Here is a 15829-nt window from a genome sequence, read left to right as displayed (position 1 = left end):
CGGGAGGCCGGCTCGTGCAGTTGTGAAAGAGGGGTGGCACGGCTGTTCAGATTTCTTTCCCGGCGGTCACGCGCTAGCTCAGTTGCACCCATAGCGAGAACAGCCCGAGCACGCCCCAGAACGCGGAAAACAGGAACGGCGTGCGGCGGGAGAACAGCAGCGACTTGTCGAAACTGGCGCGGTCCGACTCGCGCTCGCTGAACAGTGGCGACTCGTCGTAGGCGCGGCCCATGCTCGGGTCGCTGCGCAGCAACTGGGTCTGCTTGAAGTGCCAGTGGTGGATGATCTCCGAGGAGGCGCGGATGCCCGGCCAGGCATGCAGCGAGTTGACCAGCCCGAGCAGGGCCAGCACGGCGGGGATCACCAGGGTGAACACCTCGCCCCAGGCCGGGTTGAGGTTGGACATCGACGAGGCGTAGGCGATGACCAGGAAGGATTGCGCGGTGAGGTAGGCGTTGGTGCGGCTGGAGAGCAGGCCGATTTCGTGGTGGATTTCGCGCCGGTAGAAATCCAGGCGCTCCTTGGGCGTGCCGAACAGATGGGTGTTCTCGGTATCGGGAGGGTCCTGCGGCGAGGTGATCAGCCGTGACACGGTAGTGGTTTCCTTCTGGCGCGAGAAGAGTGGCCGAGCGGACGGGGCCGCTCGCGGCGGGGCAGGCGGGCGGGCGCCTGTAGGTGGGAAAGGCGGGCAGGGCGGCTGTTCAGATTTCCTGCCCGGTGGCGCTCACTCGGGCTCGGGGATGATGGAAATCTTGCCGTTCTTCTCCAGCACGGCGAAGCGGATCTGCTCCATACGCTCCAGCCCCTGGGACTGCCGCGCCTCCAGCAGGATGTCCTCCTCGCGCAGCCGCGCTTCGGCCAGGCGCTTCTTCAACGGCCGGCCGTATTCGACGATCAGCGTCGGCGAGCCTTCGAGCACCCGGTCCACGCGCGGGAAACGCAGCTTCATCAGCGAGAACAGCACGTCCATCACCACCAGCGTGATGATCGCCAGCAGCGCATTGGTGGTGGAGAAGTCGTCGCCGAGCATGGCCTGCTGGGTCGCCTCGCTGATGATCATCAGCAACAGCAGGTCGAAGGTGCTGACATCCGCCAGGGCGCGCTTGCCCACCAGGCGGAAGAGGATCACCAGGAACAGGTAGATGCTGACCGCGCGCAGGACGGAATCCATCGGCAGGCTCCTCAGGGATAGACCAGTTGGCGGAACTCCAGCGTTTCGCCGGCATACTCCAGGCGGTGCGCGAGCACCCCGGCCCGGGTGGCCAGCAAGGCCAGGTAGAGGTGCAGTTCGCCGCGCTCGTCCAGCTGCCCGGTCAGCTCCAGCCCGCCGTGCCAGCTGCGCCCCGGCAGTGCCGGCTGCAGGCTCTGCACGTCGTGGCTGGCGAGCAGGTCGCCGGCAATGTGCAGGCGCGCCGCCTCGCCGGCGCCGCCGCGCAGGGTGATGTGCAGGCGGCTGCTGGCGCCCAGGCGTTCGAAGCGTTCGTACTCCACGCTGAGTTTGCCGGCGGGGCCGGCCAGGCGCGCGCTGCTCAGCGGCCCGCTCGAGAACAGGCCCGCCAGGGCCAGCAGCAGGATCGCCAGCAGGACGAATAGCGACGCCCGTTCCAGCCGCCAGGCGCGACGCTGGCCCTCGATGCGTTCAGGGATGGGGTATTCCCGTGCGCTGAAGTCGTCGTCGGTGTCGCTGCCCGGTGGTCTGGCCATGCTCGCGGTCCTCGCTGGGTTATTCCTTGCGACCGCTGCGCTGGGCCATTGGTGCCGAGGATTTTTCCTGCCGTTGCGCTCGGGCGATTTGCAGCCTTCGCCGCTGCCCATCGTGCGCAATGCAGCCTGCGCGGCGCCGCCGGTTTCGCGCCGGGCCGTCTGCGGCGCGGCTTGCACCGATTGGCCGCAACGGGCGCGAAAGTTGCTCGCTTCCTCCCTGACCAAGGGAGACCGTGATGAACCTGCGCGACGCCTCGATCCTCATCCTCGAAGAACAGGCCGCTGACCTGCAGCGCCTGGAGCACTACCTGCTGGAGCAAGGCCATGCGGTGCTCAGCGCCTCGTCCCTGGAGGCGGCGCTGGACCATTTGAACTCCGCCGTGGTGATCGACCTGTTCCTGCTCGATGAACAGCTCGCCGGCCCGCATAGCGCCGCCATGTTGGTGGAAGCCTGCCTGCCGGTGCGCCCGCGCATGCGCGTGCTCGGCCTGTCTTCCTCCAAGCCGCGCGTGCTGGACGACAGCGCGCCGTACCCGGCGTTACTCAAACCTATTCGCCTGGACGAACTGGAGCGGGCCATCGAGTTCACCCTGCGCTCGCCAGCCGTCACGCCCTGGCTGGAGTGCTGATCATGTTCGAAGCCGACCTGCGTGAAGCGGCCCAACGGGTCGTGGATTACCTGGAGCGCCAGCGCCTGCGCCTGCTCACCGCCGAGTCCTGCACGGGCGGGCACATCGCCGCGCTGCTCTCCGCCATTCCCGGCAGCGGGCAGGTGATGGAGGGCGGCCTGGTGGTCTATTCGCCCACCGCCAAGCGCGAGCTGCTCGGCGTGGAGGCCATGTGGCTGGAGGACTTCAACCTCACCAGCGTGGAGGTGGCGCGGGCGATGGCCGAGGCGGCGCTGCGCTACGAGCCGGCCACCGCCGTGCTGGCGGTGACCGGCCTGCTGGACGAGAAGGGCAAGGACGGCATCCCGCCCGGCACCGTCTGCCTGGCCTGGGGCTATCGCATGCCCGATGGCCTGGCGCTGTTCACCCGGCGCGTGCACTTCACCGGAGACGCCGCGTGGATGCGTCACCAGACCGTGCGCCATGCCCTGGAACTGATCCCCGAATTTCATCGCAGGGCGCTGGCCGGCGAACGCCGCTGACGCGCCCGCGATGACGAAGACGGCGCCGCCGTCGCTGCACTGTGAAAGCCCGGCCTGACAGCCTGATCCATGACAACAAGCGTGACCTGAGAGGAGACTTGCGATGAATGCCATCGAACTGCTGAAGAACGACCACGAGCTGGTGAAGAAGCTGCTCGGCGAGTTGAGCGAAACCACCGAGCGCGCGGTGAAGAAGCGGACCGAACTGTTGCGCCGCATCGAGCTGGAGCTGACCCAGCACACGTCCATCGAGGAGGAGATTTTCTACCCGGCGCTCAAGCAGGCCGGCGAGAAGGACGACGCGCAGATGTACTACGAAGCCAAGGAAGAGCACCGCACCGTGGACGCGCTGGTCCTGCCGGACCTGAAGAAGACCAAGCCGGACAGCGTCGAATTCGCCGGCCGGGTCAAGGTGCTCAAGGAACTGCTGGAGCACCACATCGAGGAAGAGGAGCAGGAGATGTTCCCGCGCGCCGAAGAGCTGCTGGACCATCCGACCCTGGAGCGCCTGGGCGCCGCCATGGCGCAGCTGAAGAAGGACATCAAGGCGCAGTGGGATACGCGCGCGGCCTGATTGCAGCGGGCAGAAAAAAGCGAAGCCAGGGTGACCTGGCTTCGCTTTTTTTACGGGCGCCGTTCAGTCCTGGTTGGCGCTGCGGCTGCGTTGCCCGCCCTTGCGTCCGGCTTCGGACGCGCGTTGCGGATCGTTCCTGAAATTGCCGCCGCTGTTGCTGCCGCCTTTCTTGCCGGCTTCGGCTGCGCGTTGGGGGTCTTCGGCGAAGTTGCCTTTTCCGCCTCGGTGTTCGGCCATGGTGGTTCTCCTGCTACGGGATGGGTTGGCGGGCACGGGGCCCGCCCTGGAGTCCGTCGCCCCGCCAGGCGTGGCGACGAAAAAGGCGCCGGGGAACGACGCGTCAGGCGCGCAGTTCCTGGCGCACGCCGGCCAGGCGGCGCAGGCGGTCGCCAGCGACCACGATCTTGCGCTGGCGATGCTTGCCGTGGCCGGGCTGGAAGGTCGGCAGCGGGATGCGCTTGGTGAACACGTCCACCTGTTCTTCCGGCAGCGGGCCGCACTCGAGGATCAGGTCGCGCTTGATGCGGCCGATCAGGTCGTCCAGCAACTGCTGGTGCTGCAGGTCCTGACGGGTAATGACGCGGTCGAACAGATGCTCGCCGGCCTGGTTGCGGAAGGAACAGAGCAGGGCCTTGTCCGGGCGCTGGGAGAAGCTGATCGCGTACTCGGGCAGGGACTGGCAGATCAGTTCACGGGTGGTCTCGAAGTCGCGTGGCATGGGCGGGGTCCTCCTTGTTGGTACCTTTTAAGGGAGCAACCGGCGGGCCAGCGCAAATGCGCGCTAAGTCATTGATCTGTCGTTCGAGGCGTTTGAAAAATGCACGCGAAGGGCCGTTCTGACCGTGCATTCTGCTACTGGCGAAATGCTAAGCGAAGCGGCTAGCACGCGGGTTTGCGGGCTCCATTCATCGTTGGCGGCGAAACAAGTTGAACGTCGAGGGCAGCCATTTTTCAGACCCGGTGTAAGGCATCGATTTCTCGACCTTGCATCGTCATCAACTGCCTAGCGAGGTAATCACCATGACTACCAACAAGAACCCCGGCAACTTCGCCAACGACAAGGAGAAGGCCAGCGAAGCAGGGAAGAAGGGCGGCCAGAACAGCGGCGGCAACTTCGCCAATGACCGCGAAAAAGCCTCTGAAGCCGGGCGCAAGGGCGGCCAGCACAGCCATGGCGGCGGTCGCAGCTGAGCCAGCTCGGTGAGCAGTCCATGACTGCCAGGACCGTGCTCCCGCCGGGCTTGCGCCTGGCGGGAGCCACGCGCCCGACCACCCCGGGGGGCCGCGCTCGCAGAACGGGAGAATGCCCATGACCCATCGAATACTGTGCAGGCCGGGCGCTGCCCGGCCCAAGCGCCTGGTCGCGGCCATGCAGGTGCTGGGGGTGGCCGCCAGTCTCGGGCTGCTATCGGCCAACCTGGCCCTGGCCGAGTCGCCGCACCCCAAGAGCAACGAACCCACCCAGGACATGCCGCGCGGCCAATCCTCCGGCAGCGCCAACCCGCAGAACCTGAAGACCCACCGCGACCCGCACGGCGACGTGCGCACCGAGGATGGCAGGAAGGTCCGCCCGGACAATGGCGACAGCAACAACCGCCAGCAGCGGGATGACTCCCCGGAGCATTCCCACCCCGGTGGTGCCAGCGACCCTTCCAGCGATCCCGGCAGCACCGAGCCCTAGCGGCCGCAGCGCCGGCGCGCCAGTGAAGGCCCCACCCACACCACGAGGAACACGCAGATGAACATGATGCAGATCGCCGGGCTGTTCGAGAACTTCATTCCCAGCTACGCATGCCGCGCCACGTCCGCGGCGCAGGGGTTCATCACCCTGCAGTTCGACAGCCGCGTCACCCGCGGCACGCAATTCACCCTGCGCGGCATCAGCCTGGAACGCGTCGCCGACGAGCGCGCCATCCACCTGCTCAGCCAGACGCTGAGCGACGAATTCGCCCTGGTGCGCGCCGGGATGCACCGGCAGCCGCGCTTCTGAGTGTGTGCCCGCCGCAGCCAAAGGAGAGACCGATGACCGAATGGGTAATCAGCTACCAGAAGGACAACAACACCAGCACCCTGGACATGAGCCACACCACGCGGCCCACCATCGAGGAGGCGACGACCTTCCTGCTGGAGTGGGCCCGGCAGCACCTGCCGGCGGGCGAGTACGGCGCCGCGCGCGACCAGCACGGCGATGCCGCCAGCGGCGAACTGCTGCGCCGTTACGGCGTGACTCTCAGCGGCATCGCGGAAAAGTGACGCGCCGCCGCTGAGGCATCGGCGCCGCTCAGTCCTCGCGGATGCGGTACCAGGTGACGTACAGCGCCGGCAGGAAGAACAGCGTCAGCAGGGTCGCGGCGACGATCCCGCCGATCATGGCGAAGGCCATCGGCCCCCAGAAGACCTCCCGCGCGATGGGGATCATCCCCAGGCTGGCCGCCGCGGCAGTGAGCAGGATCGGCCGGGTGCGGTGGTGGGTCGCCTCGATCACCGCCTTCCACGGCGAGCGGCCCTCGGCCTCGAAGGCGTCGATCTGGGTCACCAGGATCACCGAATTGCGGATGATGATGCCGATCAGCGCGAGGATGCCGAGGATCGCCACGAAGCCCATCGGCGTGCCGGTGGGCAGCAGGGCGGCGACCACGCCGATCAGCCCCAGCGGCGCCACGCTGGCCACCAGCAGGGTCTTCTGCACGCTCTGCAGCTGAATCATCAGGAAGGTCGCCATGAGGAACAGCATCAGCGGCACCACCTGGCCGATCGGCCCCTGGGCCTTGCCGCTTTCCTCCACCGTGCCTCCGGTGGCGAGCTTGTAGTTGGGCGGCAGCTGGCTGGCGAATTTCTCGATCTCGGGTTTCAGCACCTTGACCAGGTCCGGCGGCTGGATGTCGTCGGTGATGCTTGCCTTGAGGGTGATGGTCGGCTTGCGGTCGCGCCGCCACACCAGCGGCTGCTCCAGCTCGTAGCCGACGCGGGCGAAGGCTTTCAGCGGAATCGAGGTGCCGCTGGCATTGACCATCTGCAGGTTCTCGAGGGTTTCCGGCGAGCTGCGCTCGGCGCGTTCCGAGCGGCCGACCACGTTGATCAGGAAGATGTTGTCGCGCACCTGGGTCACGGTGGTGCCGGTCACCACGCTGTTGAGCATCTGCGCCACGTCTTCGGAGCCCAGCCCCAGCTGGCGCAGCTTGTCCTGGGCGATCTCGATGCGCAGCACCTTACCCGGCTCGTTCCAGTCGTAGATGATCTCGCCGATGTGCGCGTTGCCGTCCAGCACCCCGGCCAGCTGCATGGCGTAGTCGCGCACCTTGTCCACGTCCGGACCGCTGATGCGGTACTGGATCGGCCGGCCCACCGGCGGGCCCATCTCCAGCGGCTGCACGTAGGTGCTGATGCCGACGAAGTCGCGGCGCAGGTGCTCCCGGAGGCGGCCGGCGAGGCGCTCGCGGGCTTCCAGGTCCTTGGCGACGATCACCAGCTGGCCGTAGAAGGGGTTCTGCAGTTGCTGGTCCAGCGGCAGGTAGAAGCGGATGGCGCCCTGGCCGATGTAGGAACTCCAGCGGGCGACGTCCTCGTCGTCCTTGAGCTGCGCTTCGACCTTGTCCATCACCCGGCGGGTTTCGTCGATGCTGCTGTTCTGCGGCAGGTTGAGGTCCACCAGCAGCTCGGGGCGGTCGGAGGAGGGGAAGAACTGCTGCTGGACGTACTGCAGCAGGTACAGCGAGACGCCCAGCAGCGCCACGGTGAAGACGATGGTCAGCACGTTGCGGCGCATGGCGCGCTGCAGCCAGGTATCGAAGAAGTCGAACAGCCGGCTCTGCTTCTCCTCGTGCCGCTTGAGCGTCTTGGGCAGTACGTGCAGGGCGATCACCGGGGCGAACAGCACGGCGACGATCCAGGAGAGGATCAGCGCCACGGCGATCACCGCGAACAGGGTGAAGGTGTATTCGCCGGCCGAGCTGGCGTTGAGGCCGATGGGCACGAAGCCGGCGATGGTCACCAGGGTGCCGGTGAGCATCGGGAAGGCGGTGGAGGTGTAGGCGAAGGTCGCCGCCTCGTGCAGCGAGTCGCCCAGCTCCAGGCGGGTGACCATCATCTCCACGGTGATCATGGCGTCGTCCACCAGCAGGCCCAGGGCGATGATCAGCGCGCCGAGGGAAATGCGCTGCATGGTGATGTCGGTGTATTCCATGAACACGAAGACCATCGCCAGCACCAGCGGGATCGAGCAGGCGACCACCAGGCCGGCGCGCACGCCGAGGCTGATGAAGCTGACCACCAGCACGATGACGATGGCCTCGAACAGCGCGCTGGTGAAACCGCCGACGGCTTTCTCCACCACCTCGGCCTGGTTCGACACCGTGTGCACGCCGACGCCCACCGGCAGCTCGCTGGTGATCTGCTCCATGCGCTGGCGCAGCGCTTCGCCGAACTGCTGGATGTTGCCGCCCTTGCGCATGGCCACGGCGAGGCCGATGGCCGGCTGGCCGTTGTAGCGGAACTGGGTGCTGGGCGGGTCGACGTAGGTGCGCTGGATGTCCGCCAGGTCGGAGAGACGGTAGAAGCGGTCGTTGACCCGCAGGTTGACCGCCGCCAGGTCCGCCTCGGAGCGGAACTCGCTGCTGGTGCGCACCGAGATGCGCTCGGGGCCGGCCTCGACCACGCCCGAGGGCGTTACCGCGTTCTGCTGCTGCAGGCTCTCCAGCACCTGGCGCTGGTCGATGCCCAGGGCCGCCAGCTTGCGGGTGGAGAAGTTCAGGTAGATGACTTCGTCCTGGGCGCCGATCAGCTCGACCTTGCCCAGGTTCTCCACGCTGCGGATGTCCAGCCGCGCCTTTTCCACGTAGTCGCGCAGCTGGCGGAAGCTCAGGCCGTCGGCGGTGAAGGCATAGACGCTGCCGAACACGTCACCGAACTCGTCATTGAACGCCGGCCCTTGCAGGCCCTGGGGGAAGTCGCCCTTGATGTCGGTGATCTTCTTGCGCACCTGGTACCAGATGTCCGGGATCGCCTTGCCGCTGGTGGTGTCCTTCAGGTAGACGTAGACGGTCGCCTCGCCGGGCCGGGTGTAGCTTTTCACGTAGTCGAGGCTGTCCAGTTCCTCCAGCTTCTTCTCGATGCGGTCGGTGACCTGCAGCAGCGTGTCGTCCACCGTGGCGCCCGGCCAGCGCGCCTGGATCACCATGGTCTTGATGGTGAAGGACGGGTCTTCCTCGCGGCCGAGGTTGAAGTAGGAGAACACCCCCATCAGCAGCGACACGGCCATCAGGTACCAGACGAAGGACTGGTGCCGCAGCGCCCATTCGGACAGGTTGAACCCGCTGTTTGGCTTGCCCTGTTCACTCACGGTTGCGTCCCCTCGTCGATCCGGACCACCTGGCCCTCCTCAAGACTGTTCACGCCGGCGCTGACCACCCGCTCACCGTCAGCCAGGCCGCCGCCGACGATCACCTGGCCGTCGCGATTGCGCAGCACCTGGATCTCGCGGCGATGCACCTGGCGACTCTGCGGGTCGATGACCCACACGCGGGCGGCTCCGGTGGCGGCGGTATCGCCGATCAGGGCGGTGGCCGGCAGGCGGCTGCGCGGCGCCACCTGGCTGGTGAGCAGCACGCTGACCGTGGTGCCGAGGTGGAAGCTGGGCGGCGCATCGGCCAGGCTCAGGCGCAAGCGCCGGGTGCGGGTGGCGGCGTCGGCCTGGGGCGCCAGTTCGCGCACCGTGCCGGTGGTGCGGTCCTCTGGGGCGAGCTGGGCGCTGACCTCGAAGCGCGCGTCAGCGGGTAGGCGCTGCACCAGTTCGTCCGGCAGGTCGACCACCGCTTCCTTCACCTCCGGGCGCACCAGCGTCACCACCTCCTGGCCGGCCTGCACCACCTGCCCGGCCTCCGCGTGCCACTGGGTGATGACGCCGGCGAAGTCGCTGCGCAGCTGGGTGTAGCCCAACTGGTCTTTGGCGCGGTCGGTGGCGGAGCGCGCCTGGTCGAGGGTGGCGCGGCTGGTTTTCAGCCGCGTGCGGGCGCGGTCGAGATTGGCCTGGGCGCCCACGCCTCGGGCGAGCAGTTCGCTTTGCCGGCGTTCGTCGGCCTGGGCGTCAAGCCACTCGGCCTCGGCGCGGGAGGCGTCGCCCTGGGCGCTGAGCAGGGTGTTCTGCTGGTCGGTGGGATCGAGGGTGGCGAGCAGCGTGCCTTTCTCCACGCGGTCGCCGACGTCCTGGTTGCGCGCGGCGATGCGGCCGTTGGTGCGAAAGCCGAGGGTGGTCTCGTAGCGCGCCTGGATGCTGCCGGCGAAGCGGCCGACCTGGCGCACTTCGTCGGCCTTCACGGTGACATAGAGCACCGGTCGCGGCGGCGGTGCCTCCGGTTCCTTCGAACAGGCGGCGAGGGTGATGGCCAGCACGACGAGCAGCGCGCGCTTCATGGGCGCACCTCCGCCCGTCGAGCCTGGGTGCGAGGCTCGGCCTGGGCGCTGCCGTCCACCGGCTCGGCGGCTTCTTCCGGCCGGGCGACCTCGACTTTCTGGTTCGGATGCAGCAGTTGGCCGCCCGCCACGATCACCCGCTGCCCGGCGTGCAGCCCTTCGCCGATCATGACCTGCTCGCGGGCGAAGCTGACCTGGCCGACGGGCGCAAGCTGCGCGCGATCCTGATCGTCCAGCACCCACACGGCGGGCGACTTGCCTTGCTTGAACAGGGCGGACCAGGGCAGCACCACGCGGGGCTGGGGTGTCTGCGGCAGCTCGGCGCCCACCACCGCGCCCAGGCCCATGGCGGCGGGCACCGGGTCGAGGCCGACCTTGACCTTCAGCGTGCCGCTGCGCGCATCCACGGTCGGGGTGACTTCGCGCACGCGGCCGGTGACCTTTACCTTCGGGTCGGACAGCAGGTACACGGCCACCGGCTGGTCGGCCTGCGGGTCCTGGAACAGCGATTCGTAGACGTTGAACACCGCGTCGCGCTCGCCGTCGCGGGCGAGGGTGAAGATCGGCATGGTCGCCTGCACCACCTGGCCGACCTCGCCGCTGCGCTGGGTGATCACGCCATCGGCCGACGCCTTGAGTTCGGTGTAGGAGAGCTGGTCGTTGGCCGACGCCAACTGCGCACGAGCCGCCGCCAGCGAACTCTGCGCGGCGCGCAGTTCGGCCTGGGCGCGGTCGTATTCGCTGCGGCTGGTGTAGCCCTTGGGCAGCAGCTTTTCCTGACGCTGGAAGCCCACCTGGGCCAGGCGCAACCGCGCCTGTTCGGCAGCCACTGCGGCGCGGGCGTTCTCCACCTGGGTGCGCAGGTCCTGCGGGTCGAGGCGGGCCAGCACCTGGCCGGCCTTCACGGCATCGCCCACGTCAGCGCGGCGTTCGACGATCTTGCCGCCGACGCGGAAGGCCTGCTGTGCTTCGACCCGCGCCTGGATATCGCCCACCACGCTGGGGCGCGCGGCGTAGTCGCGGGTGCTCACCTCGCGTACCAGGACGCGCGGCAGGTGCTCGGCCGGCTTGTCCTGGCCGCAACCGGCCAGCGTGAGCGCCATCAGAAAGAAAGCCAGCCCCGGCGTTCTCGTCGTCATCCATTTCCCCCTGGTGCAGATCGCGCGCGGGCAAGCGCAGCGATACGAACTGTGAGTAGGGCGACGGCGGGAACGTTCAACTCAATGTGGGGCAGGCGAGGGTGATTCGGGGGCGATCTGCTGCGAACGCGGCGGTTCTAGCGCTTGCGGTTGCTCGCTCCTGTGGAGGGGCAACGGATGCTCCGTGTGTGGGATTTCCTCCCTGAAGGGAGCGGCTCTGCATGTTGTAGGAGCGGGCCATGCCCGCGAAATCCCGCGCGGCGGAAGGGGATTTCACCGGCTGACACCCACATGGGCCGCTGATTGACAGGAGCGTCTGCCGGGCGCCATCGCGGGCGTGGCCCGCTCCTACAGGTCTGCTCCGTCGATTGTTGTGTCGTTGGAGCAACTGTCTTCTTCTGAAAGTCCGTGCCGGTATTTCCCTCTCCCTAGCCCTCTCCCTGAGAGGGAATTGGTCGGTTCCGGCTGAAACTGTGGCGTCAGCTGGCTCGGATGGCTCCCTCTCCCTTCAGGGAGAGGGCGGGGGGAGAGGGCTGGCCGCGGCTCGATGTTTCAGGTCAGAGCGGACGCTGTCCGCGAAATCCATCGGCTCGGTCAGTGCCGGGAGGTGATGCCGGGGCGGGTCGCGGGCGTGGCCCGCTCCTACAGGGGGGCGGATTCATCCAGGCAACGCGGGGCGCCAGGGTTGGCCTGGCACAGCGGGGCACGTCAGGAAGGGACACTCACCAGGCGGAACAGGGCGCGGCCGTCCAGCCATTGGGCATGGCCGCGGGCGTCGATCTCGCCGATGCATTCGCCCAGGTCCTGGCCGTTGAGTTCGATGAACAGGTGGTTGGCATAGACGCGAAAGCGATCCGGGCTGCTGAGCAATTCGACCCGGCCATTGTGCAGCACGCCGATGCGCCGGCCGACGCCGCCAGGGGTGAACAGCTCGTAGGTGCCTTTGCTGAAAAGCGGGGCCACGTGACCTCCGTGGATGTGATGCCAGGGCCTGACTAAAGCACAAAATGATGGCATTTGAATATCATTTGCCGCCGCAGCGTTGTCGCACCGATGCGCTCGGCGTTTCCCCTGAACTCCCGTGGCGCCCCGCCAGTCCACAGCCAGAGAACCTTCGGAGGCAGGGATGAAACGACGCTACAGCGTGCCCACGGCGACCATCCTGGCGATACTGCTGGTGCTGCTGGTCGTGCATATCGCGTTGCCCTATGTGATCCGCGACTACCTCAACGGCAAGCTCGATCGCATGGGCGAGTACCACGGGCAGATCACCGACGTGGACCTCGCTCTGTGGCGCGGCGCCTACCGGATCAACGGGCTGAAGATCGTCAAGGTCAGCGGCAAGGTGCCGGTGCCGCTGCTGGACGCCCCGGTGATCGACCTCGCCGTGAGCTGGCATGCGCTCTGGCACAAGCATAGTGTGGTGGCGCGGGTGGCGTTCCTGCGGCCGGAGCTGAACTTCGTCGACGGTGGCAGCCGCCAGGCCTCCCAGAGCGGCGCCGGCACCAACTGGCACGAGCAGCTGGAAAAGCTGCTGCCGATCACCCTGGATGAGCTGCGCATCGACGACGGCCTCATCCGCTTCCACAACTATCAGTCCAGCCCGCCGGTACACCTGTCCGCCAGCGCGGTGAACGCCAGCCTGTACAACCTGACCAACGTGGCCGACGAAAACGGCGAACGGGTTGCGCGCTTCGAAGGGCGTGCCCGGCTGTTCGACCAGGCGCCGCTGGAAGTGAAGGCCAGCTTCGACCCCTTTACCGACTTCGAGGACTTCCAGTTGCGCCTGCGCGCCAGCGATGTGGAGCTGCGCCGGGTGAACGACTTCGCCTCGGCCTACGGCAAGTTCGACTTCAACCGCGGCCGCGGCACCCTGGTGATCGAGGCGAAGGCGCAGAAGGGCCGTCTGAGCGGCTACATCAAGCCGCTGCTGCGCGACGTGGACGTGTTCAACTGGCAGCAGGACGTGGAAGAGAAGGACAAGAGCCTGTTCCGCTCCATCTGGGAGGCGCTGGTCGGCGGCGGCGAAACGGTCCTGAAGAACCAGCCCCGGGACCAGTTCGCCACCCGCGTGGACCTCAGCGGCAATATCCATCGCCAGGACATCAGCGCCTTCCAGGCCTTCCTCGGCATCCTGCGCAATGCCTTCGTCCAGGCGTTCAACGCCCGTTACGAGCGTTCCGCACCCGAGGACTGAGCCGCGTCAGTGGCTGGTGCCAGGGCGCGCGGCATCCATGCGCCGCTCGTCGAAGTCTTCGCGCGCCGGTTCGCCGGCATCGACGAGGGCCTGTGGGTTGCGCAGCTCGCGCACCGGGAAGGCGAAGTCCACGCCCAGCGCCTGCATGCCCGCCAGCAGGCGCAGGTTGATGCGCTGCTGCACGTCCATGTAGCGGTTGTAGTCGGCGGTTTGCATGATGTAGACGACCTCGTACAGCAGCCGGCTCTCGTCGAAGGAGAGGAAGTGGGCGCGGTCGAACTTCGCCACGCTCACCTCGTCGATGATCTCCTTCACCAGATCGGCCACTGCCTTGGCCTTGTCGGCCGGGGTGCGGTAGCTGATGCCGAACTGGAAGACGATGCGCCGGGTGTTCATGCGCTTGTAGTTGTGCAGCGTCTGCTTGAGCAGCTCGGCGTTGGAGCAGACGATCTGTTCGCCGCTCAGGCTGCGGATGCGCGTGGTCTTCAGGCCGATGTGCTCGATGGTCCCGGCGACATCGCCGAACACCACGAAATCGCCGATCTCGAAGGGCTTGTCGAAGCCGATGGACAGCGAGGCGAAGATGTCGCTGAGGATGGTCTGCACCGCCAGCGCCACCGCGATACCGCCCACGCCGAGGCTGGCGATCAGCGCGGTGATGTCCACGCCCAGGTTGGCGAGGATCGACAGCAGCATCACCGCCCAGACCACCACCAGCACCACCACCGAGACGATCGAGGCCATCACCGGGTTGTGCAGGCTGCCGAAGCGCAGCCGCGACAGGTCGCGGGTCCATAGCCGCACACAGGCGTCCAGCCACCAGGCGACCTGCAGCGCGAGCACGACGAACCAGGCGTGCGACAGCGCGGCGCTCCAGTTGTCCGGCAGGGTGGCGAGCTTGAGGGCGAGCATCAGCGCGAAGACGAAGATCAGCACATTGCTGGTACGCCCGGCGATGGCCGAGGCGTAGCGCGCCCACTGGCTGGTGCGTCCCTCCAGGCGTTTGCGTGCGGTGGCGATGAGAAAGCGCAGGATGACGAACCCGGCGGCGGCCGCAACGACCACCAGCAGCAGGCGGCCGAGCACCGTCAGGTCCAGCCAGGAATTCAGCGACGCCATGGTGTCTCCTTATCGGCGGTGACAGGAGTAGGTTTGGGGCGGCAGGGGGAAGGAAGTTCAGTCGCGACACCTGAGCGGTGCCGGCAAGCGGAGCGGAGTCGGCAAGGCGGGAGGGCCGCAAGGGGCCCTCCCGCTCTCCCGCAGGCAGATCAGTGCCAGAACAGCGCGAGCAGGATGATGATCGGGATCGGCACGCCGAGGAAGTAGAGGAGGATCGAGCGCATGGTGAGTCTCCTGTCAGCGGATGGGCTGGGTATGGGGGGTGGAATGGACGTGGTGGACCACCAGCAGCTCCGCGTCACGGCGGCGGCCACCGACGATGGCCATGAAGCTGGCGAAGAACGCACCGCACAGCAGGGCGGCGAACATCCACAGCGCCGAGCCGGCCGCGACCTTGCGCGCCGTGTCGGCGGCCTGCAATGCCTGCTGCTTGGCCTGCTGCGCCTGGGCGAAGACCGCGTCGATGCGTTGCTCGGCCTCGGCCTGGCTGATCTGCGTGCGCTGGGCGATCACCTGGGCGAGGTAGGTGCGGTCGTCCGCGCTGAGCTGCCCCTGGGCCAGGCCGCGCAGGAAGATGCGCGTGGCGACGGCATGGGCGGCGTCATCGCTGACGGCCACCGGGCGGTTGTCGCGGAACAGGGTGTCGATGAAGTAGGCCGCGTCGTCCGTGTTGTCGCTGGCGGTCTTCGTGCTGCCTGAGGCGGCGCCGCTGGCGCTGGCCGCTGCGCCGGCGGCGAGGGTGGCGCCCGCCTGCAGGCCGCCGCCCACCAGGCTGCTGACCGAACCGACCACCAGGGTGGCGGTGACCAGCGTGGCGATGGCCCAGGCGAGGAAACCGTGGGCGGTATCGCGGAAGTACACCTCGTCACCGTGCAGGCTGGCCCACTTCACCCGCAGGCGCCCGGCCAGGTAGCCGCCCAGGCCGGAGGCGAGGATCTGCGTGATCGCCAGCCAGATGAAGGTGGAGATGCTCATCTGCTTGAAGGTGCCGCCATCGCCGGGCCAGGGCGACACGGCGGAGAATCCCAGGCCGAAGCCAAGGACGATGAGGATCAGCGATAACGCTGCGGCGGCCGCCGCGCCGGCGAATATCGCCGGCCAGGCAACGCCGGAGCGGTCCTGCACGGCGGTGAGGGAAGTGTCGGTGCTGGCAATCATGGTCAGTGCTCCTTTGGCTGAACCTGAACCTGTCTTTGCAGCGCCCGTGCCACCTGTTTCAAAATATTATTGCGTTTTTATTCAATGGGTTACGAAGTTGTCCGAAGAATCCGGTGATGCAGAACGCAAGGTGAAGCCAACCGGCACTGGCAGATTGCACGACCACGGCCCGCCGGCCGATGCCGTTCGAACCCAAACGGTAGCGACGCGGTCTTCTACAGCAAGACGCCGGTCGCTACGGCAGCGGCTGGAACGGGCGTTCCAGGTTGCGCGGGCGTCGCGTTTGGGCGGCAAAAATGCCGCGCGGATGGTCGGATTCGGCGCCCGACGCTGCTACGCTTCGCTTGCCGCCGACCCGGCCGAATGACTCCAAGGAACCA

Annotated in this window: 19 protein-coding genes and 1 pseudogene; 9 read left to right on the top strand and 11 right to left on the bottom strand. The window is 67.4% G+C overall.

Going from position 1 to position 15829, the window contains the following annotated elements; translation table 11 throughout:
• Positions 1-73: 73 nt before the first annotated feature.
• The 3 genes from ACNFIA_RS18960 to ACNFIA_RS18950 form a co-directional block, all read right to left on the bottom strand.
• Entirely contained in the window at positions 74-592 is a 519-nt protein-coding gene (locus ACNFIA_RS18960; protein ID WP_259754884.1) for a hypothetical protein, read from the bottom strand.
• A 132-nt stretch (positions 593-724) separates the two neighbouring features.
• Positions 725-1171 carry a DUF421 domain-containing protein gene (locus ACNFIA_RS18955; RefSeq protein ID WP_416787650.1) on the bottom strand — a complete coding sequence of 149 codons (447 nt, stop codon included), beginning with the start codon at positions 1169-1171 and terminating at the stop codon, positions 725-727.
• 11 nt (positions 1172-1182) lie between these two features.
• The gene (locus ACNFIA_RS18950) at positions 1183-1704 is read right to left on the bottom strand and encodes a hypothetical protein (RefSeq protein WP_259754886.1); all 522 of its coding nucleotides are present in this window, start codon (positions 1702-1704) and stop codon (positions 1183-1185) included.
• Positions 1705-1940: 236 nt separating this feature from the next.
• Here ACNFIA_RS18950 and ACNFIA_RS18945 point away from each other — a divergent pair, with 236 nt between their 5' ends.
• The 3 genes from ACNFIA_RS18945 (at position 1941) to ACNFIA_RS18935 (ending at position 3428) form a co-directional block, all read left to right on the top strand.
• Positions 1941-2333, top strand: coding sequence for a response regulator (locus ACNFIA_RS18945; protein ID WP_259754887.1), 393 nt, complete (start codon positions 1941-1943; stop codon positions 2331-2333).
• Between the two features lie 2 nt (positions 2334-2335).
• Positions 2336-2854: a CinA family protein gene (locus tag ACNFIA_RS18940; RefSeq protein WP_259754889.1), complete on the top strand. Its 519-nt coding sequence runs from the start codon at positions 2336-2338 to the stop codon at positions 2852-2854.
• A gap of 103 nt (positions 2855-2957) precedes the next feature.
• Entirely contained in the window at positions 2958-3428 is a 471-nt protein-coding gene (locus tag ACNFIA_RS18935) for a hemerythrin domain-containing protein (protein ID WP_259754890.1), read from the top strand.
• Positions 3429-3491: 63 nt separating this feature from the next.
• Here the strand turns inward: ACNFIA_RS18935 and ACNFIA_RS18930 are convergent, their stop codons facing one another.
• Positions 3492-3665, bottom strand: coding sequence for a general stress protein (locus tag ACNFIA_RS18930; protein WP_259754891.1), 174 nt, complete (start codon positions 3663-3665; stop codon positions 3492-3494).
• A 103-nt stretch (positions 3666-3768) separates the two neighbouring features.
• Complete coding sequence (locus tag ACNFIA_RS18925) at positions 3769-4146, bottom strand: DUF3509 domain-containing protein (RefSeq protein ID WP_259754892.1); 378 nt, start codon at positions 4144-4146, stop codon at positions 3769-3771.
• Between the two features lie 323 nt (positions 4147-4469).
• Between ACNFIA_RS18925 and ACNFIA_RS18920 the strand changes: the two are divergent.
• From ACNFIA_RS18920 to ACNFIA_RS18905, 4 genes and pseudogenes are all read left to right on the top strand, one after another.
• Positions 4470-4619, top strand: a pseudogene (locus ACNFIA_RS18920) (general stress protein); the annotation flags it as partial.
• A 118-nt stretch (positions 4620-4737) separates the two neighbouring features.
• Positions 4738-5109 (top strand): hypothetical protein, encoded by a 372-nt coding sequence (locus ACNFIA_RS18915; protein ID WP_416787643.1) that lies wholly within the window; start codon positions 4738-4740, stop codon positions 5107-5109.
• 57 nt (positions 5110-5166) lie between these two features.
• Positions 5167-5418 (top strand): hypothetical protein, encoded by a 252-nt coding sequence (locus ACNFIA_RS18910; RefSeq protein ID WP_259754895.1) that lies wholly within the window; start codon positions 5167-5169, stop codon positions 5416-5418.
• A 32-nt stretch (positions 5419-5450) separates the two neighbouring features.
• Entirely contained in the window at positions 5451-5681 is a 231-nt protein-coding gene (locus ACNFIA_RS18905; RefSeq protein WP_416787640.1) for a hypothetical protein, read from the top strand.
• A 28-nt stretch (positions 5682-5709) separates the two neighbouring features.
• Here ACNFIA_RS18905 and ACNFIA_RS18900 read toward each other — a convergent pair whose 3' ends face one another.
• The 4 genes from ACNFIA_RS18900 to ACNFIA_RS18885 form a co-directional block, all read right to left on the bottom strand.
• A complete protein-coding gene (locus ACNFIA_RS18900) occupies positions 5710-8766 on the bottom strand; it encodes an efflux RND transporter permease subunit (protein ID WP_416787637.1) in 3057 nt (1018 codons plus the stop codon).
• The gene (locus ACNFIA_RS18895; protein ID WP_416787635.1) at positions 8763-9836 is read right to left on the bottom strand and encodes an efflux RND transporter periplasmic adaptor subunit; all 1074 of its coding nucleotides are present in this window, start codon (positions 9834-9836) and stop codon (positions 8763-8765) included. Before ACNFIA_RS18895 ends, ACNFIA_RS18900 begins: the two co-directional genes overlap by 4 nt.
• Positions 9833-10975, bottom strand: coding sequence for an efflux RND transporter periplasmic adaptor subunit (locus tag ACNFIA_RS18890; RefSeq protein WP_416787633.1), 1143 nt, complete (start codon positions 10973-10975; stop codon positions 9833-9835). The genes ACNFIA_RS18895 and ACNFIA_RS18890 overlap by 4 nt, the downstream gene beginning before the upstream one ends.
• 708 nt (positions 10976-11683) lie before the next feature.
• Positions 11684-11938, bottom strand: a complete 255-nt coding sequence (locus ACNFIA_RS18885; RefSeq protein ID WP_416787631.1) for a hypothetical protein — start codon at positions 11936-11938, stop codon at positions 11684-11686.
• 163 nt (positions 11939-12101) lie between these two features.
• On the opposite strand from ACNFIA_RS18885, the gene ACNFIA_RS18880 reads away from it, so the two are divergent.
• Positions 12102-13172, top strand: coding sequence for a DUF748 domain-containing protein (locus ACNFIA_RS18880; protein ID WP_416787629.1), 1071 nt, complete (start codon positions 12102-12104; stop codon positions 13170-13172).
• Between the two features lie 6 nt (positions 13173-13178).
• Here ACNFIA_RS18880 and ACNFIA_RS18875 read toward each other — a convergent pair whose 3' ends face one another.
• Together ACNFIA_RS18875 and ACNFIA_RS18870 are read right to left on the bottom strand one after the other, a co-directional pair.
• Positions 13179-14291 (bottom strand): mechanosensitive ion channel family protein, encoded by a 1113-nt coding sequence (locus ACNFIA_RS18875; RefSeq protein WP_416787627.1) that lies wholly within the window; start codon positions 14289-14291, stop codon positions 13179-13181.
• 237 nt (positions 14292-14528) lie between these two features.
• Positions 14529-15449 (bottom strand): hypothetical protein, encoded by a 921-nt coding sequence (locus ACNFIA_RS18870; RefSeq protein WP_416787624.1) that lies wholly within the window; start codon positions 15447-15449, stop codon positions 14529-14531.
• On the opposite strand from ACNFIA_RS18870, the gene ACNFIA_RS18865 reads away from it, so the two are divergent.
• Positions 15436-15816, top strand: a complete 381-nt coding sequence (locus ACNFIA_RS18865) for a hypothetical protein (protein ID WP_416787622.1) — start codon at positions 15436-15438, stop codon at positions 15814-15816. The two genes, ACNFIA_RS18870 and ACNFIA_RS18865, sit on opposite strands and share 14 nt — an antisense overlap.
• The last annotated feature ends 13 nt before the right edge of the window (positions 15817-15829 follow it).

The organism is Pseudomonas sp. NY15437, assembly GCF_048068435.1.
GTDB lineage: Bacteria > Pseudomonadota > Gammaproteobacteria > Pseudomonadales > Pseudomonadaceae > Pseudomonas > Pseudomonas nitroreducens_B.
This window is presented reverse-complemented; position numbering and strand designations above follow the sequence as displayed.

Bases quoted from the DNA above. Each gene is read 5' to 3' on its own strand.
- ACNFIA_RS18955 (WP_416787650.1), bottom strand. From the start codon at position 1,171: ATGGATTCCGTCCTGCGCGCGGTCAGCATCTACCTGTTCCTGGTGATC.
- ACNFIA_RS18950 (WP_259754886.1), bottom strand. From the start codon at position 1,704: ATGGCCAGACCACCGGGCAGCGACACCGACGACGACTTCAGCGCACGG.
- ACNFIA_RS18945 (WP_259754887.1), top strand. From the start codon at position 1,941: ATGAACCTGCGCGACGCCTCGATCCTCATCCTCGAAGAACAGGCCGCT.
- ACNFIA_RS18940 (WP_259754889.1), top strand. From the start codon at position 2,336: ATGTTCGAAGCCGACCTGCGTGAAGCGGCCCAACGGGTCGTGGATTAC.
- ACNFIA_RS18935 (WP_259754890.1), top strand. From the start codon at position 2,958: ATGAATGCCATCGAACTGCTGAAGAACGACCACGAGCTGGTGAAGAAG.
- ACNFIA_RS18930 (WP_259754891.1), bottom strand. From the start codon at position 3,665: ATGGCCGAACACCGAGGCGGAAAAGGCAACTTCGCCGAAGACCCCCAA.
- ACNFIA_RS18925 (WP_259754892.1), bottom strand. From the start codon at position 4,146: ATGCCACGCGACTTCGAGACCACCCGTGAACTGATCTGCCAGTCCCTG.
- ACNFIA_RS18915 (WP_416787643.1), top strand. From the start codon at position 4,738: ATGACCCATCGAATACTGTGCAGGCCGGGCGCTGCCCGGCCCAAGCGC.
- ACNFIA_RS18910 (WP_259754895.1), top strand. From the start codon at position 5,167: ATGAACATGATGCAGATCGCCGGGCTGTTCGAGAACTTCATTCCCAGC.
- ACNFIA_RS18905 (WP_416787640.1), top strand. From the start codon at position 5,451: ATGACCGAATGGGTAATCAGCTACCAGAAGGACAACAACACCAGCACC.
- ACNFIA_RS18895 (WP_416787635.1), bottom strand. From the start codon at position 9,836: ATGAAGCGCGCGCTGCTCGTCGTGCTGGCCATCACCCTCGCCGCCTGT.
- ACNFIA_RS18890 (WP_416787633.1), bottom strand. From the start codon at position 10,975: ATGACGACGAGAACGCCGGGGCTGGCTTTCTTTCTGATGGCGCTCACG.
- ACNFIA_RS18880 (WP_416787629.1), top strand. From the start codon at position 12,102: ATGAAACGACGCTACAGCGTGCCCACGGCGACCATCCTGGCGATACTG.
- ACNFIA_RS18875 (WP_416787627.1), bottom strand. From the start codon at position 14,291: ATGGCGTCGCTGAATTCCTGGCTGGACCTGACGGTGCTCGGCCGCCTG.
- ACNFIA_RS18870 (WP_416787624.1), bottom strand. From the start codon at position 15,449: ATGATTGCCAGCACCGACACTTCCCTCACCGCCGTGCAGGACCGCTCC.